Source organism: Rahnella sp. Larv3_ips, from assembly GCF_003697865.1.
GTDB classification, from domain to species: Bacteria; Pseudomonadota; Gammaproteobacteria; order Enterobacterales; family Enterobacteriaceae; genus Rahnella; species Rahnella rivi.
This window is the reverse complement of the sequence record NZ_MJIB01000007.1, coordinates 6,200-20,521: the sequence shown is the minus strand read 5'-3', so window position 1 is coordinate 20,521 and position 14,322 is coordinate 6,200. Positions and strand designations below refer to the sequence as shown.

Here is a 14,322-nt window from a genome sequence, read left to right as displayed (position 1 = left end):
GAATGAATGTTTACAACATCACACAATGTGTTTTAAAGTGTCGTTCATCGACCAAGATGCACAACACTGCACTAAAAACACACTTAACCGGAGATAATGCGATATGGCACAGCAAATTGCAACGCAGTCACCCGTTCAACTACAAGAAATTCCATCATCAGTTCCACAGCTGAACCAGTTAGTTTCATTGTTAGTTCCTGCATTAGTAGAAGCTTTACTGCCTAACCTAGCTCGTTCTGTTGGTATCAATACCGCTGAATCTGTAACTGTCCGCGACTTCGCAACTTCCGTGGGAATCAGTGAGCGCCTTGTCTGGCAATGGCTTGAAGACGGTATTCTGTTAGCAGCCCCGACCAAAGACACATCAAAAACCCGCTCAACCAAAAAGAGCGCGGTCACAAAATCACGCACTCTGATCAACATGACAGCCTGGCGTGCTAAGCAACATCAGCAAGCAAAGGATTGTAAGTACATTCGTTAATGATGCGTTTAGTTAATCTTGAGTATTCAAGAATTGCAGGAGATTGTCATGTTTGATTATCGCGTATCTAAACAACCTCATTTTGACATCGCATGTACAGCATTCGTTAGAAAACATAACGTTGCAGAACTTGCTAAAGAAATGGGCATTGGCTCACAGGTACTTAGAAACAAACTAAATCCAGAACAGCAACACAATTTAAGCTGTCAGGAACTTTTGATTCTTACAGATTTAACAGAAGACCCTACGTTGATCGATGGTCTGCTGGCTCAATTGCAATGTATGCCAGCGGTGCCGGTTAATGAGTTGGCGGAGGACAACATTGCGGCCTATACGCTCCATGCAACTGCGGCTCTTGGTTCAGTAGCTGCGGGCGCAGTATCTAAAGAACGCCACACACGTCAGGCCAAAAACGCAATTATGGAAAGTGTGAATGCCGGGATCCGCCACCTTTCACTAATCGGTTTGGCTATTCAGGGGCGTGTCGAAGGTTCGCCGGTGCTGGCCTCTGCCGTCGGCGCTGTCGCCAGCGTTGCCACAAACGGGATGATGTGATTATGGCGATCTCAATTGCTCCATTTTTAAAGCAGCAAAGTCCTTCACGTCATTTCAGTCATGGTTGTATCGAGTTGCCAGGCGGAAAGCGTTGGAGTCCTTCCATAACAAATGCCACTGCCCCACAGGCTGTGAGAAATACAAAGCCGCTTTTAAAGCGCCTGTTTCGTTGAGGTGATTATGTTTTTAGGAAACGCAGAACATATTCAAATAGGTAAAAAGCATCTTTCTAAAATTAAAGAGATGTTAGAACACAAAAAGAATGTAGCGCAGGAAACATTTGATAATCAGCCGCTGCATATGCGCAAAACAATCTGCTTTCACGCTGGCCTTAAAAATCGCCATGTCGAGATGAAGTTTGCAGAATTAACGCCGACGGAAAGGCATCAAGTGGTTGCGGCGCTGAATTCTTTAATTGGTTTAACAGAATCACTGCCGAAATTTATCAGTGAAGATGATTGCAAGATAAATATTAATCACTAACCCGAATTCAAATTAACAGGCGTAAACCCGCCGGGCATTCTTTTGCCTAAAAACAGGAGTTTTATACATGAAAGAAATGATTAATAAATCCCAACACGGTTTTGCTGGTTCGCCTGTCGTTGGTTTTGACATGGCCTCAGCTGAAGGTGATTCCACCGCCACCCTGACCTTAATGCTCAATGCCGCCCGTAATGACGAGCGCGGCAACCGTGCCAAAGTATTCGCCTCACGCCTGGAAGCTATCGCCTGTTTCATCATTCAGCAGGAAATGAACGGCATCGAGGCCGCCGAAGCCTTACGCGTCGAAGCGACTCGTATCCAAAACGAAGCGGGAGATTTTCACTAATGATGAAGCATGAAGAAGCAACACAGGAAATGGCTGAGGCAATCGCAAAACGCATTGATATCGATCTGGCGTTCACCATCATCCCTAAAAAGAACGGTGATCTGATTCTGGCTGAAATTAAGACGGATAAAGAAACCCGTAAGCAGTATTGCAGCACGCTTGCCGTCTACCAGTACCAGATTGCACTCGCTAACGACTTTGTGAGCCGCTGCGTATCCCGTGCTCTTTGGGCGAAAAAGATTAGTGATGCCTTAACCATGCGCCGTGAATACAACCGCGCTGCTGATCTGGTATTTGCTGCGTTGGTCAAAGTGGCTCGTCCGGAGGTCTCAAATGGCTGATGTAATCGATACAGCCCAAGAACGCGCAGACCTGATCCTGGCGTCTCAAATTCAAGCCGCCCGCACAAATGTAGCGGGCACATCTGCAATGTTTTGCACCTCTTGTGATCAACCTATCCCCGAAGAACGCCGCGCAGCTCTGCCTGGTGTTGAGCTTTGCGTGTACTGCAAAGCGGCGGCAGAAATCAACGCCAAACATTATCGGGGCAACAAATGATGATTTTCACGGTGGCTTTCTTTGCGCTCGCTGTTGTGAACGCTGGCTTTTTGGTTTCCGATATCAAAGATGGTATGTGATGCGGTTTATACCTATCCCTCCGCAAATTGAAACGCCCAAAGCCTGGGCGTTTCCCTGGAACAAACCACGCCAGGCCGTTTCTGGCCTGGAAAGACCGCTTACCCGTGACGAGTACGATCAGGGGCAAGCTGTTTTAATCAAACTAAAAACCCTTTCAACCGATCTGCAGGAAATCTTCACTGGCCGCCATAAGCACCTGCTGAAAACTCAGGGCATCCACGCCGCGAATAAATACCTGGTTTATACCCTTGGCCGCAGCATTCTGCCGCGCGTTGAAGCCGTGAATGCGGCTCACGCGATGAATGTAAATTCCTCTATGAAATTCCTGTCTGAAGCTGATACTTATCACCGCCTGCCGAGCATGAGCGATAAGCCACTGCGCCGGTTCGCTCAGGACATCGCCGGTCAGCTCAAGGAAATCTATGAAGAACGGTGCGATCAGTTGCTTGCTGAAAATGACGGTGACAACGCCATTCTTTTTGAGCTTAAAACTCAGCGCGGTTTGTACTGCGATATTGCTGGCATGTCCCGCGCTTTCAACGTCACGCCGTTGTACTGGAAGAAATACTGCAAAGGTAAATTAGATACAGTTTCAGCCATCGCCGGTATGTCGCGCCTGGTTAATCCTGATTGGTGGTTAGGTCAGTTGAAAGGCCAGCGCACCCGCTGGCGTGAATCTTTGCTGATCGCAATCGGTAAGGTAAACCGCGACGCTTCCCCGTACGCCAGTAAACAGGCCATCCGTGAGGTGCGCGCACGCCGTCTGTCGAATCTCGACTACCTCAAAAACTGCGACCTTGAAAACATTGAAACCGGCGAGCGCATCAGCCTGATCGACAAGGTGATGGCGAGTATTTCAAACCCTGAAATCCGCCGCATGGAGTTGATGAGTACGATCGCCGGCACCGAGAAATACGCCGCTGCAAATGGTGACGTAGGGATGTTCCTCACTATTACCACCCCCTCCAAATATCACCCGACTCGTATCGTGGGCAAGGGTGATAAAAAGCGTGTCCAGCGGAATCACGCCTGGGACGAAAATGCTTACACCCCGAAAGATGCGCAGCGATACCTGTGCGGGATCTGGAGCAAAATGCGCACCGCTTTTAAAGATAACGATCTGTCTGTCTACGGGATGCGGGTGGTGGAACCACACCACGACGCGACCCCGCACTGGCACATGATGTTATTCACTAAGCCCGCCATGCGTCAGCCGGTGATCGATATCATGCGCAAATACGCCATGAGAGAGGACGGCGACGAACGCGGCGCGGCAAAAAATCGCTTTGACTGCAAACATTTAAACCGTGGCGGTGCTGCGGGATACATTGCCAAATACATCGCAAAAAATATCGATGGTTACGCTCTGGAAGGCGAGCGCGACCATGAAACCGGCGAGCTGCTGACAGACGCCGCTGCTGCTGTTACTGCCTGGGCTGCTACCTGGCGGATCCCTCAGTTTCACCCTATCGGCCTGCCTACCATGGGTTCCTACCGTGAGTGCCGCCGCATCCGCTCAATCAGTCTGACTGAAACCTTTGATGAAGAAGTGGAGGCAGTTCGCGCTGCTGCTGATGTCGGTGACTTTATGGCGTACATGACGGCTCAGGGCGGCGCAAATATTCCCCGCGACGAACAGACCGTGCGTGTAGCTCGCCGCGTAGCTGCGGAGCTGAACGCCTACGATGAAGAAGTGAAAAAGGTAGTTGGCATTTTCGCGCCTCACCTTGGCGATTCTCATGTTTACGAAACCCGTACAACACAATGGCGCATCGTTTCTTCTGCCGTTGACGTTGAGGTTTTGACTTTAAAAAGCGCCTCCGGCGCGCCTCGGAGTCCTGTCAATAACTGTGGGTTAGGTGGAAAGAAAGCTGCCGCAAATGGGCATAATCGTCAGGCTGGGAGCGACGCCACAGCGATCATTTCTGCCAACCAACCGGTAATTGACTGGACAGACACAGCCGCCGTGAGGGCGATTGTGGCACGTATACGCGAGGAAACTCCAAGGGTCAGCAAGGCTCAGCGCAGTTTTGACCCGTCCAAAGGACGTAATGTTGCCCCGTCGGCGAGATTGACGTCAGAAGAACGGGCGCGCTTGCCGGAAATCGAACGCGAATTGATGAAACACAACATCTCTGCGGAACGCTGGGAACTGGAAGCGCTGAGCCGTGGGGCTAAAGTCAGCTTTGGTGATCTGGTTATGAGTTTTGAAGCTCTACCGGATTGGGCTGAGTTTGAATAACAAGTGCTGACTTTAAATTGCCAAATTTTTTAAAAAAAATTACTTAACATTAGAATAAATAGATAGTGTAACTCCATTCAAATCCTTAACTCTAAAATATGTTAACTCTTTTTTTAAATTTCCATCTACCACCTGCCAAGTAAAAACGTTATCTCCATATATTTTAACGATAGCATATTTGCTCCCACCTAATGAAAATGAATCAAATTTATCACTATTAATACTATCCCTACCAATTAGCAGAAAAGTACTAGCCATAAGGAATATCATTAGGCCTAAGTTAACAAAGTTATTATAATATTTATTTAAACCTGAATTGAAATTTTCATCCTCGTTTGTTTCTTTTTCTGTACAACGCTCATCATCATTCAAAACTATTGAATGATGATCAAGAATTAAACATAGTAAGACAAAATACATTCCACCTAAAAACAATGACATTATAATAGTGGTGAAACCAAATTCTAAATACCTTAACAAAGAGAAAGCATAGACAAATCCTGAAAAAAATGCAGACAAATATCTACTTCTACTCGACTCTTTAGTACATAGGAACTTAAATACAATAAACGTAATCGCTACAATTGGGAAAATAAACAAAAAGAAATGAATGTAATCATTTATTATTGTGGGTAAACTAATAGTTATCAAATCTAACGGAATGTGAAGAGCTACGGCTGAGCCACGCTCAAAAAAATATACTGACGTGTACATAAACACGGTTATAAATCCAACAATGAATGCTTCTTTTTTGAAAAAATCATTTAACATTTTAAATTTTCCATATTTAAACATCTAATTTAAAACTCGTTGTGAATTTGTATAAAGCTACTTGCGTGATCGTAAGTAGCTTTATGAGATAATTTATTACTGAAAATATTGTATAAGTTCGACAACCGCCGGTACCACTTTAACAACATCAGGCAAGGCACTAAGTAGAGTTTTAATGATAGGTTTTGATGGTTCTGATGTTTTTAGTTGGCTTTCTATAATTTCTAAGCTTTGATTTGCGGTTTGAAAATCACTTTTATCGATTTCAGATGATTTGATTTGCTCCCGCGCAGCATCAATAATCTCAAGAATTTCTTTGAGATTTTCAGTGCTTCCAGTGTAATTATATGAATTATCAGTTGATTGATGATTAACACGGCTATTATTTCCAAACAGGTTATACGTATTTGTAACGCTTTGCGGTTGGTTTTTCTCTGTAGAATTAGCAAAAGATGATTTTCGCTTTACATCCATCTGATAACCGGCGGGAATACCCCCTAAGCGATGATGAAAACCTGGTTCAACTACAATATATTCTTCATCCTTGCCACCTGGCATGGTACGTACTATCTCATCACCTTCTTCAATGGAAATATCTCCATTGTGAATGTAGATTCTGTTTTTTTGTACATTACCCTTTATACCTTCTTGTCGACTACCATCTTGCTTAATTAGGGTAAGCGTATCACGCATCGTCCGACCAAAAACCATTATGAGCTCCAGAAGTATCAGTTATGGGATACGCACAATATCTCACAAGAAATCGTCCATGCGAAATCTGTAACAGGTGCTTTTACACTGTTCTGTAAGATCCACATAAAATTTAATAACTTGCAGAATATTATGGAAATTATGACTGCAAACACCTATAGTACTGTATACATACACAGTACTTATGAATCAGGAGTGAGTAATGGATTCCTCGCATAAGCTAAAGATTGCTTTGATAAAAATCCGGCTTATGGCTGATATCTCGCGCGATGCACAATGCAAAACCGGTGAACTCCACATGATTATGGAGATGATTTCTGAGCTTGCTGATCGCGTTTTAGAAGAAGGCGAACAAGAGAAAATCACGCTCTGCGAGACCATTTCTGATGTTGAAGATTAATATCTAATCTCTTAGGTGCCATATCGGGGTGTAATGCATGCATAACGTGCATTGTTTTGCATGGCGCTTATCCCCTAAAAAAAAGCGTGTCCCGCCAGTACTGGCAAGGATCCGAGTGGATCGTGCAACTGCATTAAAAGCGACCTATAAAGCGGGCAGGCGAGGCGGGGATAGCATTGCGCGCGGAGGCATTTGGATCCAGAAAAATGGCATCGCCTGCGGCACGCTGGGGGATTTTTTAAGAAAAACCACGTAAGAGCGCATCCATATTTTGATGCTCTCAGAATGCCGCACAGGCTATTAGGTTTGATGTGAGGTGAATGATGCGAACAGTCAGAATAGGAACCCTTTTTATTTTCCTGGATCCAGGCGAGTCTATCCCTCGGTTTTCAGACCAGGAATTTTACAGCGGCTATACCTACCTCATAAGACCGGCTGAAAATGGTTTTGAAATTCTGCGGCATGAACCGAAGCGGGGCTGGTATCAAAAACCTGAACGGCTCTTTGATACCGCTGATGCCGCCTTGAGCTATGGCTATGAGGAGCATTCGCGGGAGTGGGAGGAGGTTAACGCACGGATGGAACGGCCAAAATACAGCCCCGACTGGCGGGGCATGAAAAACTGTTTTGAAATTAAGTGAGTGTATAGGGTTTGAAGGTGATCACCTCTTCCCCGAACCAGTCATTAAATTCTTTCATCCGTTCCTGCAATGGCGTTAACTCGTTACGGACAAAGACGCTTGCCGCCTTTTCTACGTCGCCGAACCCGCCCGCATTATCAGGGATGATGCCCATCATCTGCGGCGGTACGCGGTGCGCACTCAGCAGGTCATCGCGGCTTGATTTCTTGATGTTGAAAAAATCATCTTTTGTAGCGACTTCACTCAGCGGCAAAATCTGGATCCCGTCTTTCTTTCCGTTCGGCGCATACATAAATAGGTTTCGGAAGTTACCTAAGCCTTTGCTGTCTCTCATGGCCTGCCGCATTTTATCGACGTCGGTGCTGGATTGAGAAGCGTCTGTCATATACAGAATATAGCCAGCGTGCGCGCCGTTCTGATAGTACTTACGGCGGAACAGCGTCGCCGCCTCGTTTAGCCAGGCGGAGTTTAATGCGCTGAGGTATTCCGGCAGGCCGTACAACTCTTGATTAATATCCGGTTCGATCAGATGAAACACCTTGCCAGGTGCAAACTGGTGCGCGTCCAGTCCGGGCTGCACAAACCAGTAAGCATCAGACTCTACGCCGCGACGGGTGTATTTAGAGGGGCTGGCTTTAAAGTGCAGCGGCTCCTTCAACTGGTTATCAATCTGCTCAAGATACGCATTCCCAAACACCAAAAAGTCCAGTGCAAAGCGACTGAACTCCTGCTGCGATAGCAGCGGGTGCCCGGTAAACGTTGACGCGAGAATGTTGCGCTTAACATACATCGGGCTGCTGTGGTGTACCGCTGCGCGAACGCTGCGAGCCAGTCCATCAAAGCTGATAGGCGGCTCATACCAACGCCCATTGCCGGTACATTCCAGGTAATCCAGAATTTCGCGACGGTCGAGCACTGGCGTCGGATCACCAAAGCTGAATACTTCCGTTCCTTGCTGTGCAGGCGCTGCCAGCGTTTGCGTTGTTTTACGAGGTCTGCGCTTACTCATTAATAAAACTCCAGGATGTTAGGACTTTGCCCGCCATTGGCAGCGGTCAGCGGTTCGTTGACGAGTGCGTGCATGATTGCCCACGCGACGTCTGCGTGGCTGGCTTCTTCACTGCGGCTGGCGACGTAGGTCGCGCGGCTTCCGCTGGCGGTCATGGTTTTACGGATTGCCATAAACGAGGCGGTGATATCGGTGTGGCCGGTGTCGTACTCCAGGCGGCCTGAGTTGATAGTGTCTTTTGCTTTCAATACCAGGCCGGTTTTAACTTCGGGGCTGTAGCTGATTTCTCTGGCAGCAGGAAAGAACTGCTGAACAAGCTGGAACACGCCTTGCCCGATGCCGGTGGCATCAATGCCGATGTATTCCACGACAAACCGCTTTGTCAGGTCTTCGATACTTTTGGCCTGCGCGGCAAAATCCATTCCTTTCCACTGGTGACGTTCCAGCACGCGAAATTTCCCCCCAGGCACGGAGGGCGGTGCGATCACCGCGCAGCCTGCGCTGTCGCCGGTGTGCGACGGGTCATAACCGATCCAGACGGGGCGATAAGCAAACGGGCGAACCAGGTACGGGTCGAAATCCTCCCATTCCTCCAGGCTATCCACCATGCAGCCCTGTAATTCAGAGAACGGGAACACCGACGCCTGGTCGTCAACAAATTCACACATCAGCAGGTTGTCGAACTCGGCGGGGCTGTATTCCAGTTGCAGCTGATCCAAGTCGAACAGGTTACAGCCGCCGTCCAGTGCATCCTCTACCGTGACAATCTGCCGCCACTGGCCGTCATCGCACAGCGAGCCTTTCGACAGGTGCGCATGGGTTAAATCCAGGTCAATCCTGTCGGACTTATTGCGGCGCCCTTTGTTGAACAGCTCACCTGACCAAAACGGATAGGCGCTGTGTGCCAGGCTGGACGGCGTAGAAAAATAGGTGCTCCGCCATTTTTTATGCAGCGACATGCCGGAAGCCACTTTGCGCAGTTCCTGGAATTTCGGGATCCAGAAATATTCGTCCAGGTACAGATTCCCGGTGTAGCTTTGCGCGGTGCGAACGTTGGTACCGAGGAAAATCAGGCGCGCACCGTTCGGCAGCACAATCGGGTCGCCTTTTAAATCGACGTCCACCTGGCGGGCAAAGTCGATAATGTAGTTTTTAAAGACGTGCGCCTGCGCCTTACTGGCCGACAGGAAAATCTGATTGCGGCCGGTGGTCAGTGCATCAATAAACGCCTCTCGGGCAAAATAGAACGTTGCCCCGATTTGGCGAGATTTGAGGATGTTGCGGATCCGGTGCTGGAGTCCGGCGCGGTGCCACCCGCGCTGATATTCGAAAGACTCACTGATAAAAATATCGCTAAGCTTTTCAATGGCGGCATCACTGACCACGTTTTTCTCAGGCGCTTTGCGCTCCCCCTTGTTGCGGTTAGCAACGTTAGGATTTAAGTCTGCCTCACTGCCGGTCATGCTGTACCGGTTTACCCTTGCCAGGCGTTCAATCTGGCGGCCTAACAGGTCAATTTCTTTGTAATCTTTCCCCTCTTTAACGTCCTTCATAACGAGCTGGATCAACCGGGCTTCCATGCTGGTTTCAACGCGCGAAATTGGGGCGATGTCCTCCCATTTATCGCGCGTTTTCCAGCTCTGCACGGTTGGCGTTTTTTGGCTCAACATTTCCCCAATTTGCCGCACAGAAAAACCCTGCCAGTAAAGCAGTGCCGCCTGTCGGCGCGGGTCGCTGATGATAGTGGAGTTTGATGTATTCATGCCGCCACGTTACCGCCTGCCCTGCGGCTTTTCGCGCTGCCCACGTTGTGCCATCGAGCATCAACCCGCATCGGCTGGCGGTGTCGGGCGTGTGTCGGGAAACTTAGATTTCTCAGAAGCACACACCGACTGGAGTCCGACAAATGGCAGCAAAAGCAAAGCGCTTTCGTATCTGTACCGAAGGGGCAACAACCGACGGCCGCGAAATTACCCGCAGCTGGATCGAACAGATGGCCGCGACCTATGACCCGAAGGTTTACGGCGCACGCATCAACATGGAGCACATCAAGGGTTACTTACCTGATAGCCCATTCCGTATGTACGGCGATGTGACCGGAGTCTATGCCGAAGAAATTGCCGACGGCGCGCTGAAAGGCAAGCTGGCACTGTATGCCGATATCGATCCAACGCCTGAGTTGGTGTCAATGGTGAAAGCCCGCCAGAAGGTATACACCTCCATCGAAGTGAACCCCTCCTTTTCCGATACCGGCAAAGCCTACCTGATCGGCCTGGCCGTGACTGACAGCCCCGCCAGTCTGGGCACGGAGTACCTGCAATTCAGTGCGAAAGCGAATCAAAACCCGCTCGCAGGCCGTAAGCAAAGTGCGGAAAACCTCTTTACCGCCGCCCAAGAAACGGTGTTTGAGTTTGAAGAAATCGAAAACCGCCCCTCGCTTGTTGATCGCGTTAAACAAGCTTTTTCCCGCAAGTCCGCCTCAGATGATGCCCGTTTTAATGACGTGCATGACGCCGTGGCTCAGGTCGCCGAACACGTGCAGGCCGGTCTGGAACAGCAGGACACCAAACTGTCCGGCCTGGTGAAACGTTTGGGTGAACTGGAGAAAACCACCGCTGCCGATCACAAAGAATTCACCGAGTTGAAAGGCAAGCTGGAGAAGGAACCTGCGCATACCTTTGGTAAACGTCCGCAGGCAACCGGCGGCGCAGGCGTTGACGAAACGGTCACCGACTGCTGATCCCGTAATCCATCACACTTGAATTCATTAATAGGAAATTGGTCATGAAAAAAGAAACGCGCTTTAAATTTAATGCGTTCCTGTCCCAGTTGGCGAAACTCAACAACGTTGATACCGATTCGCTAAATAAGAAATTTAACGTTGAGCCGTCCGTCACGCAGACGCTGATGACCCGCTTACAAGAATCATCAGAGTTCCTAACCCGTATCAACATCATTCCGGTGGACGAAATGATGGGGGCGAAAGTGGGCGTTGGCGTGACCGGCACGATTGCCAGCACGGCCAATACCGACGGCGGTGACGAACGTGAAACCGCAGATTTCACCAAGCTGGATCAGGAACAGTACCACTGCACTAAGACCAACTACGATTTTCACTGGATGTATAACAAACTGGATTTGTGGGCGCGTTACAACGATTTCCAGACCCGCCTGCGTGACGCGATTATTAAGCGTCAGGCGTTGGATCGTATCCTGGTCGGCTTCAACGGCGTTGCACGCGCACCGACGTCTAACCGCGTACAAAATCCGCTGCTGCAAGACGTTGGCGTGGGCTGGTTGCAGAAATATCGCCTCAATTCCCCGCAGCGCGTACTGGGTAGCAAAACCGACGCGGACGGCAAAACTACGGCTGCGCCGGTCAAGGTCGGCGGCGACAATACCTATCAGAATCTGGATGCGGTGGTGTTTGATACCGTCAACGAACTGATCGACCCCGTTTATCAGGACGACACCGACCTGGTGGTGATCTGTGGTCGCAAGCTGATGGCAGATAAGTATTTCCCGCTAGTCAATAAAAACCAGGCGAACACCGAAACGCTGGCCGCTGACCTGATTGTCAGCCAGAAACGCATCGGCAATTTGCCTGCTGTCCGCGTGCCAGGCTTCCCGGCTAACGCCATGCTTATCACCCGCCTGGATAACTTGTCGATTTACTGGCAGGACGGTACGCATCGCCGTCACATTGAGGAAGTGCCGAAGCGTGACCGCATCGAAAACTACGAATCCATTAACGAGGATTACGTGGTGGAAGATTACGGCTGTGGCTGTCTGATTGAAAATATCGAGATTGTCCCAGTTGTTGAAACCGCGCCTGAAAAAGCCGATTTCAGCGAACTGACTGCGGCACTGGTTGGCGCAATCAACGCCGCTTCCGGTAAAGCAACCGAAACCGAAGAACCGAAGGAATAAGCCATGACCAGCCCTGCCCGTCAGCACCTGCTGCGGCAGTCAGCTATTCAGGCCGCGCAGCAGGATCCCCGCCTGCTGCGTCATTCCACCGGCTATGAATTGCTGCTGCAAAAGCTAAACGCAGACATGAAGACCCTGAAAAAGACGCACAGCACCGAAAAGAAAGCGGAGCTGAAACGCTCCATGCTGCCCGATTACGTGCCGTGGGTTGATGGCGTGCTGTCCGAAGGTAAAGGCGCACAGGATGCCATCCTGATGACCGTCATGATCTGGCGTATTGACGCCGGTGATTATGCCGGTGCGCTTGAAATCGCCCGCTACGCGCTGAAATACAAGCTTTCTATGCCGTTCGGTTCCCGTCCGGCTGCTTATGCGGTGGTTGAGGAAATCGCCGACATGAGCACCCGCGCCTATACCGCCGGTGAGCCGGTCAGCCTCGACGTGCTGATGACCACCATGGAACTGACAGAAAGCCAGGACATGCCGGATCAGGTGCGGGCAAAGCTGCACAAAATCACCGGCTATGTATACCGCGAAACAGAGAAACCCACGCTTGCCCTGGAACATCTGAAACGGGCTTTTCAGTTGAATGCTAACTGCGGCGTCAAAAAAGATATTGAGCGGTTGGAATCAGCCATCAAAAAGGCAGCCAACGGCTAAACAGAACGCGCCCCGCGCCGGACGGCACGCCAGCCGCGACAGGTCAGTGACCTTGTTCAACGCTGGCGTCCACCGTCCACCTATTCAGAGGTCACTATGTCGTCTCTTGTCATACCTGCACCAAAGCCGGACGCCGCGACGGAACCCGCGATTAAGAACACCCATTTTTGGCCTGATGTCGAGCCGGTTGAGCTGCGCGACACGCTGCGCCTGGAGGGCACCGTCACCGCTAAGCGTCTGCGTGCCGCCGCAAAGTTTGCCATGACAGAAGTTAACGCCGAGCTGTACAGCTATCGCGAAGCGCAAAAGTCCCAGGGATTTAAGACGCTGGAAGACGTGCCCGCCGATCAGATTGACGATGAAAGCGTGAAGGTCGGTGCCTATCAGCGCGCCGTGGCGTCCATTGCCGCCGCATATCTGGCAGAGCGTTACCCGAACAGCGACACCACCGACGCGGGCAGTAAAAAGGCCGTGATCGTCGAAAGCACCGTTGATGATTTATGGCGTGACGGTAGAAATGCGATCAGCGACGTCGCCGGTGTGTCTCACTGCATCATCGGGCTGCTCTGATGAAAGTCATTGCCGAACAGGGCGACACCGTGGATTCGCTCTGCTGGCGTTACTACGGGCGCACCGAATCGGTGGTTGAGCAGGTTTACGCGGCTAACGTGGGGTTAGCTGCCGCCGGGGCAATATTGCCCCATGGCTACGCGGTGGAGCTGCCGGACATAACCCAAGCCGCAGTCAGTGAAACCGTCTCACTTTGGGACTGATGACCATGGAGCGCATCACCTCGTTTATTTGTTACTGCGTCGCCGTCTTTCTGGCCTGGCTGGGGGGCATGTCTTATCAGGATATCGCCTTTTTGGTGGGTGCCGCCGTCGGCGTCGCTACCTTCCTGGTGAACTGGTACTACCGGCGCAAAACCTATCGCCTGTTGAAAGCAATGGGCATCAGTGGAGAAATCAATGCAGCCATCAATCGTTAGACGCTGCGCCGTCGCCGCTGTCCTGGCGATTGCCGCAATGCTGCCGCAAACGCCGACGTTGAAAACGTCCGCCGCCGGTCTGGCACTTATCGCTGATTTTGAAGGCTGCCGCCTGTCGGCGTACCAGTGCAGCGCGGGCGTCTGGACAAACGGCATCGGGCACACGGCGGGCGTGAAGCCGCAGACGCAAATCAGCGAACGTCAGGTCGCCGTGAATCTGGTGGAAGATGTGATGCGGGTGGAGCAAGGCATTGCGCGATGTATGCCGATCGACATGCCGCAGCCGGTTTATGACGCCTTTGCGTCCTTTGCGTTCAACGTCGGCGTGACGGCGGCGTGTAAATCCACCCTGGCGTTTTTCATCAACAAGGGCGAATGGCGAAAAGCCTGCGAACAACTGCCGCGCTGGGTGTTTGTGAACGGCGTGCGCGTCACCGGGCTGGAACGCCGCCGCGCGAATGAGCTT

General features: G+C 50.5%; 22 protein-coding genes. 18 read left to right on the top strand and 4 right to left on the bottom strand.

From position 1 onward, the window contains the following. Nucleotides 1-103 precede the first annotated feature (103 nt). The 8 genes from ED901_RS12990 (at nt 104) to ED901_RS12955 (ending at nt 4,746) form a co-directional block, all read left to right on the top strand. Nucleotides 104-481, top strand: a complete 378-nt coding sequence (locus tag ED901_RS12990) for a Cro/Cl family transcriptional regulator (RefSeq protein ID WP_240993925.1) — start codon at nt 104-106, stop codon at nt 479-481. A 48-nt stretch (nt 482-529) separates the two neighbouring features. Further along, nucleotides 530-1,036, top strand: coding sequence for a phage regulatory CII family protein (locus ED901_RS12985; RefSeq protein ID WP_122096157.1), 507 nt, complete (start codon nt 530-532; stop codon nt 1,034-1,036). Nucleotides 1,037-1,038: 2 nt separating this feature from the next. After that, complete coding sequence (locus tag ED901_RS12980) at nt 1,039-1,209, top strand: phage filamentation protein Fil family protein (RefSeq protein WP_122096156.1); 171 nt, start codon at nt 1,039-1,041, stop codon at nt 1,207-1,209. Nucleotides 1,210-1,216: 7 nt separating this feature from the next. After that, nucleotides 1,217-1,519, top strand: coding sequence for a hypothetical protein (locus ED901_RS12975; RefSeq protein WP_122096155.1), 303 nt, complete (start codon nt 1,217-1,219; stop codon nt 1,517-1,519). Between the two features lie 67 nt (nt 1,520-1,586). After that, nucleotides 1,587-1,865, top strand: a complete 279-nt coding sequence (locus ED901_RS12970) for a DUF2732 family protein (RefSeq protein ID WP_240993924.1) — start codon at nt 1,587-1,589, stop codon at nt 1,863-1,865. Next, a complete protein-coding gene (locus ED901_RS12965) occupies nt 1,865-2,206 on the top strand; it encodes a DUF5405 family protein (protein WP_122096154.1) in 342 nt (113 codons plus the stop codon). The genes ED901_RS12970 and ED901_RS12965 overlap by 1 nt, the downstream gene beginning before the upstream one ends. Then, nucleotides 2,199-2,423: a TraR/DksA C4-type zinc finger protein gene (locus ED901_RS12960; protein WP_122096153.1), complete on the top strand. Its 225-nt coding sequence runs from the start codon at nt 2,199-2,201 to the stop codon at nt 2,421-2,423. Before ED901_RS12965 ends, ED901_RS12960 begins: the two co-directional genes overlap by 8 nt. 79 nt (nt 2,424-2,502) lie before the next feature. Beyond that, entirely contained in the window at nt 2,503-4,746 is a 2,244-nt protein-coding gene (locus tag ED901_RS12955) for a replication endonuclease (protein ID WP_122096152.1), read from the top strand. A 39-nt stretch (nt 4,747-4,785) separates the two neighbouring features. On the opposite strand, the gene ED901_RS12950 is transcribed toward ED901_RS12955, so the two are convergent. Together ED901_RS12950 and ED901_RS12945 are read right to left on the bottom strand one after the other, a co-directional pair. Then, entirely contained in the window at nt 4,786-5,517 is a 732-nt protein-coding gene (locus ED901_RS12950) for a hypothetical protein (RefSeq protein WP_122096151.1), read from the bottom strand. A 96-nt stretch (nt 5,518-5,613) separates the two neighbouring features. Then, on the bottom strand, nt 5,614-6,228 hold the full coding sequence (locus ED901_RS12945) for a hypothetical protein (RefSeq protein WP_122096150.1): 615 nt from the start codon (nt 6,226-6,228) through the stop codon (nt 5,614-5,616). 202 nt (nt 6,229-6,430) lie between these two features. Here ED901_RS12945 and ED901_RS12940 point away from each other — a divergent pair, with 202 nt between their 5' ends. The 3 genes from ED901_RS12940 (at nt 6,431) to ED901_RS12930 (ending at nt 7,269) form a co-directional block, all read left to right on the top strand. Continuing rightward, complete coding sequence (locus tag ED901_RS12940; RefSeq protein ID WP_122096149.1) at nt 6,431-6,628, top strand: hypothetical protein; 198 nt, start codon at nt 6,431-6,433, stop codon at nt 6,626-6,628. Between the two features lie 115 nt (nt 6,629-6,743). Next, a complete protein-coding gene (locus ED901_RS25130; RefSeq protein ID WP_162997867.1) occupies nt 6,744-6,884 on the top strand; it encodes a hypothetical protein in 141 nt (46 codons plus the stop codon). 64 nt (nt 6,885-6,948) lie between these two features. Continuing rightward, nucleotides 6,949-7,269, top strand: coding sequence for a hypothetical protein (locus ED901_RS12930; RefSeq protein WP_122096147.1), 321 nt, complete (start codon nt 6,949-6,951; stop codon nt 7,267-7,269). Here the strand turns inward: ED901_RS12930 and ED901_RS12925 are convergent. Both ED901_RS12925 and ED901_RS12920 read right to left on the bottom strand, forming a co-directional pair. Beyond that, entirely contained in the window at nt 7,262-8,278 is a 1,017-nt protein-coding gene (locus ED901_RS12925) for a phage portal protein (protein ID WP_122096146.1), read from the bottom strand. The genes ED901_RS12930 and ED901_RS12925 overlap by 8 nt on opposite strands. Beyond that, nucleotides 8,278-10,041, bottom strand: a complete 1,764-nt coding sequence (locus tag ED901_RS12920) for a terminase ATPase subunit family protein (RefSeq protein ID WP_122096145.1) — start codon at nt 10,039-10,041, stop codon at nt 8,278-8,280. Before ED901_RS12920 ends, ED901_RS12925 begins: the two co-directional genes overlap by 1 nt. 143 nt (nt 10,042-10,184) lie before the next feature. Here ED901_RS12920 and ED901_RS12915 point away from each other — a divergent pair, with 143 nt between their 5' ends. The 7 genes from ED901_RS12915 to ED901_RS12885 all read left to right on the top strand — a co-directional run. Next, nucleotides 10,185-11,018: a GPO family capsid scaffolding protein gene (locus ED901_RS12915; protein ID WP_122096144.1), complete on the top strand. Its 834-nt coding sequence runs from the start codon at nt 10,185-10,187 to the stop codon at nt 11,016-11,018. Between the two features lie 44 nt (nt 11,019-11,062). Next, nucleotides 11,063-12,208, top strand: a complete 1,146-nt coding sequence (locus ED901_RS12910) for a phage major capsid protein, P2 family (RefSeq protein ID WP_122096143.1) — start codon at nt 11,063-11,065, stop codon at nt 12,206-12,208. A gap of 3 nt (nt 12,209-12,211) precedes the next feature. Further along, nucleotides 12,212-12,868 (top strand): terminase endonuclease subunit, encoded by a 657-nt coding sequence (locus ED901_RS12905; RefSeq protein ID WP_122096142.1) that lies wholly within the window; start codon nt 12,212-12,214, stop codon nt 12,866-12,868. Nucleotides 12,869-12,964: 96 nt separating this feature from the next. Next, entirely contained in the window at nt 12,965-13,438 is a 474-nt protein-coding gene (locus tag ED901_RS12900; RefSeq protein WP_122096141.1) for a head completion/stabilization protein, read from the top strand. Beyond that, nucleotides 13,438-13,641: a tail protein X gene (locus ED901_RS12895; RefSeq protein WP_056779122.1), complete on the top strand. Its 204-nt coding sequence runs from the start codon at nt 13,438-13,440 to the stop codon at nt 13,639-13,641. The genes ED901_RS12900 and ED901_RS12895 overlap by 1 nt, the downstream gene beginning before the upstream one ends. Before the next feature lie 5 nt (nt 13,642-13,646). After that, nucleotides 13,647-13,856, top strand: a complete 210-nt coding sequence (locus ED901_RS12890; protein WP_056779250.1) for a phage holin — start codon at nt 13,647-13,649, stop codon at nt 13,854-13,856. Then, on the top strand, nt 13,837-14,322 hold a 486-nt coding region (locus ED901_RS12885; protein WP_205965103.1), incomplete at its 3' end, for a lysozyme. The genes ED901_RS12890 and ED901_RS12885, both read left to right, overlap by 20 nt.

Coding starts and splice junctions, on each gene's coding strand:
- ED901_RS12990 (WP_240993925.1), top strand. CDS start 104: ATGGCACAGCAAATTGCAACGCAGTCACCCGTTCAACTACAAGAAATT.
- ED901_RS12985 (WP_122096157.1), top strand. CDS start 530: ATGTTTGATTATCGCGTATCTAAACAACCTCATTTTGACATCGCATGT.
- ED901_RS12980 (WP_122096156.1), top strand. CDS start 1,039: ATGGCGATCTCAATTGCTCCATTTTTAAAGCAGCAAAGTCCTTCACGT.
- ED901_RS12975 (WP_122096155.1), top strand. CDS start 1,217: ATGTTTTTAGGAAACGCAGAACATATTCAAATAGGTAAAAAGCATCTT.
- ED901_RS12970 (WP_240993924.1), top strand. CDS start 1,587: ATGAAAGAAATGATTAATAAATCCCAACACGGTTTTGCTGGTTCGCCT.
- ED901_RS12965 (WP_122096154.1), top strand. CDS start 1,865: ATGATGAAGCATGAAGAAGCAACACAGGAAATGGCTGAGGCAATCGCA.
- ED901_RS12960 (WP_122096153.1), top strand. CDS start 2,199: ATGGCTGATGTAATCGATACAGCCCAAGAACGCGCAGACCTGATCCTG.
- ED901_RS12955 (WP_122096152.1), top strand. CDS start 2,503: ATGCGGTTTATACCTATCCCTCCGCAAATTGAAACGCCCAAAGCCTGG.
- ED901_RS12950 (WP_122096151.1), bottom strand. CDS start 5,517: ATGTTAAATGATTTTTTCAAAAAAGAAGCATTCATTGTTGGATTTATA.
- ED901_RS12945 (WP_122096150.1), bottom strand. CDS start 6,228: ATGGTTTTTGGTCGGACGATGCGTGATACGCTTACCCTAATTAAGCAA.
- ED901_RS12940 (WP_122096149.1), top strand. CDS start 6,431: ATGGATTCCTCGCATAAGCTAAAGATTGCTTTGATAAAAATCCGGCTT.
- ED901_RS12930 (WP_122096147.1), top strand. CDS start 6,949: ATGATGCGAACAGTCAGAATAGGAACCCTTTTTATTTTCCTGGATCCA.
- ED901_RS12925 (WP_122096146.1), bottom strand. CDS start 8,278: ATGAGTAAGCGCAGACCTCGTAAAACAACGCAAACGCTGGCAGCGCCT.
- ED901_RS12920 (WP_122096145.1), bottom strand. CDS start 10,041: ATGAATACATCAAACTCCACTATCATCAGCGACCCGCGCCGACAGGCG.
- ED901_RS12915 (WP_122096144.1), top strand. CDS start 10,185: ATGGCAGCAAAAGCAAAGCGCTTTCGTATCTGTACCGAAGGGGCAACA.
- ED901_RS12910 (WP_122096143.1), top strand. CDS start 11,063: ATGAAAAAAGAAACGCGCTTTAAATTTAATGCGTTCCTGTCCCAGTTG.
- ED901_RS12905 (WP_122096142.1), top strand. CDS start 12,212: ATGACCAGCCCTGCCCGTCAGCACCTGCTGCGGCAGTCAGCTATTCAG.
- ED901_RS12900 (WP_122096141.1), top strand. CDS start 12,965: ATGTCGTCTCTTGTCATACCTGCACCAAAGCCGGACGCCGCGACGGAA.
- ED901_RS12895 (WP_056779122.1), top strand. CDS start 13,438: ATGAAAGTCATTGCCGAACAGGGCGACACCGTGGATTCGCTCTGCTGG.
- ED901_RS12890 (WP_056779250.1), top strand. CDS start 13,647: ATGGAGCGCATCACCTCGTTTATTTGTTACTGCGTCGCCGTCTTTCTG.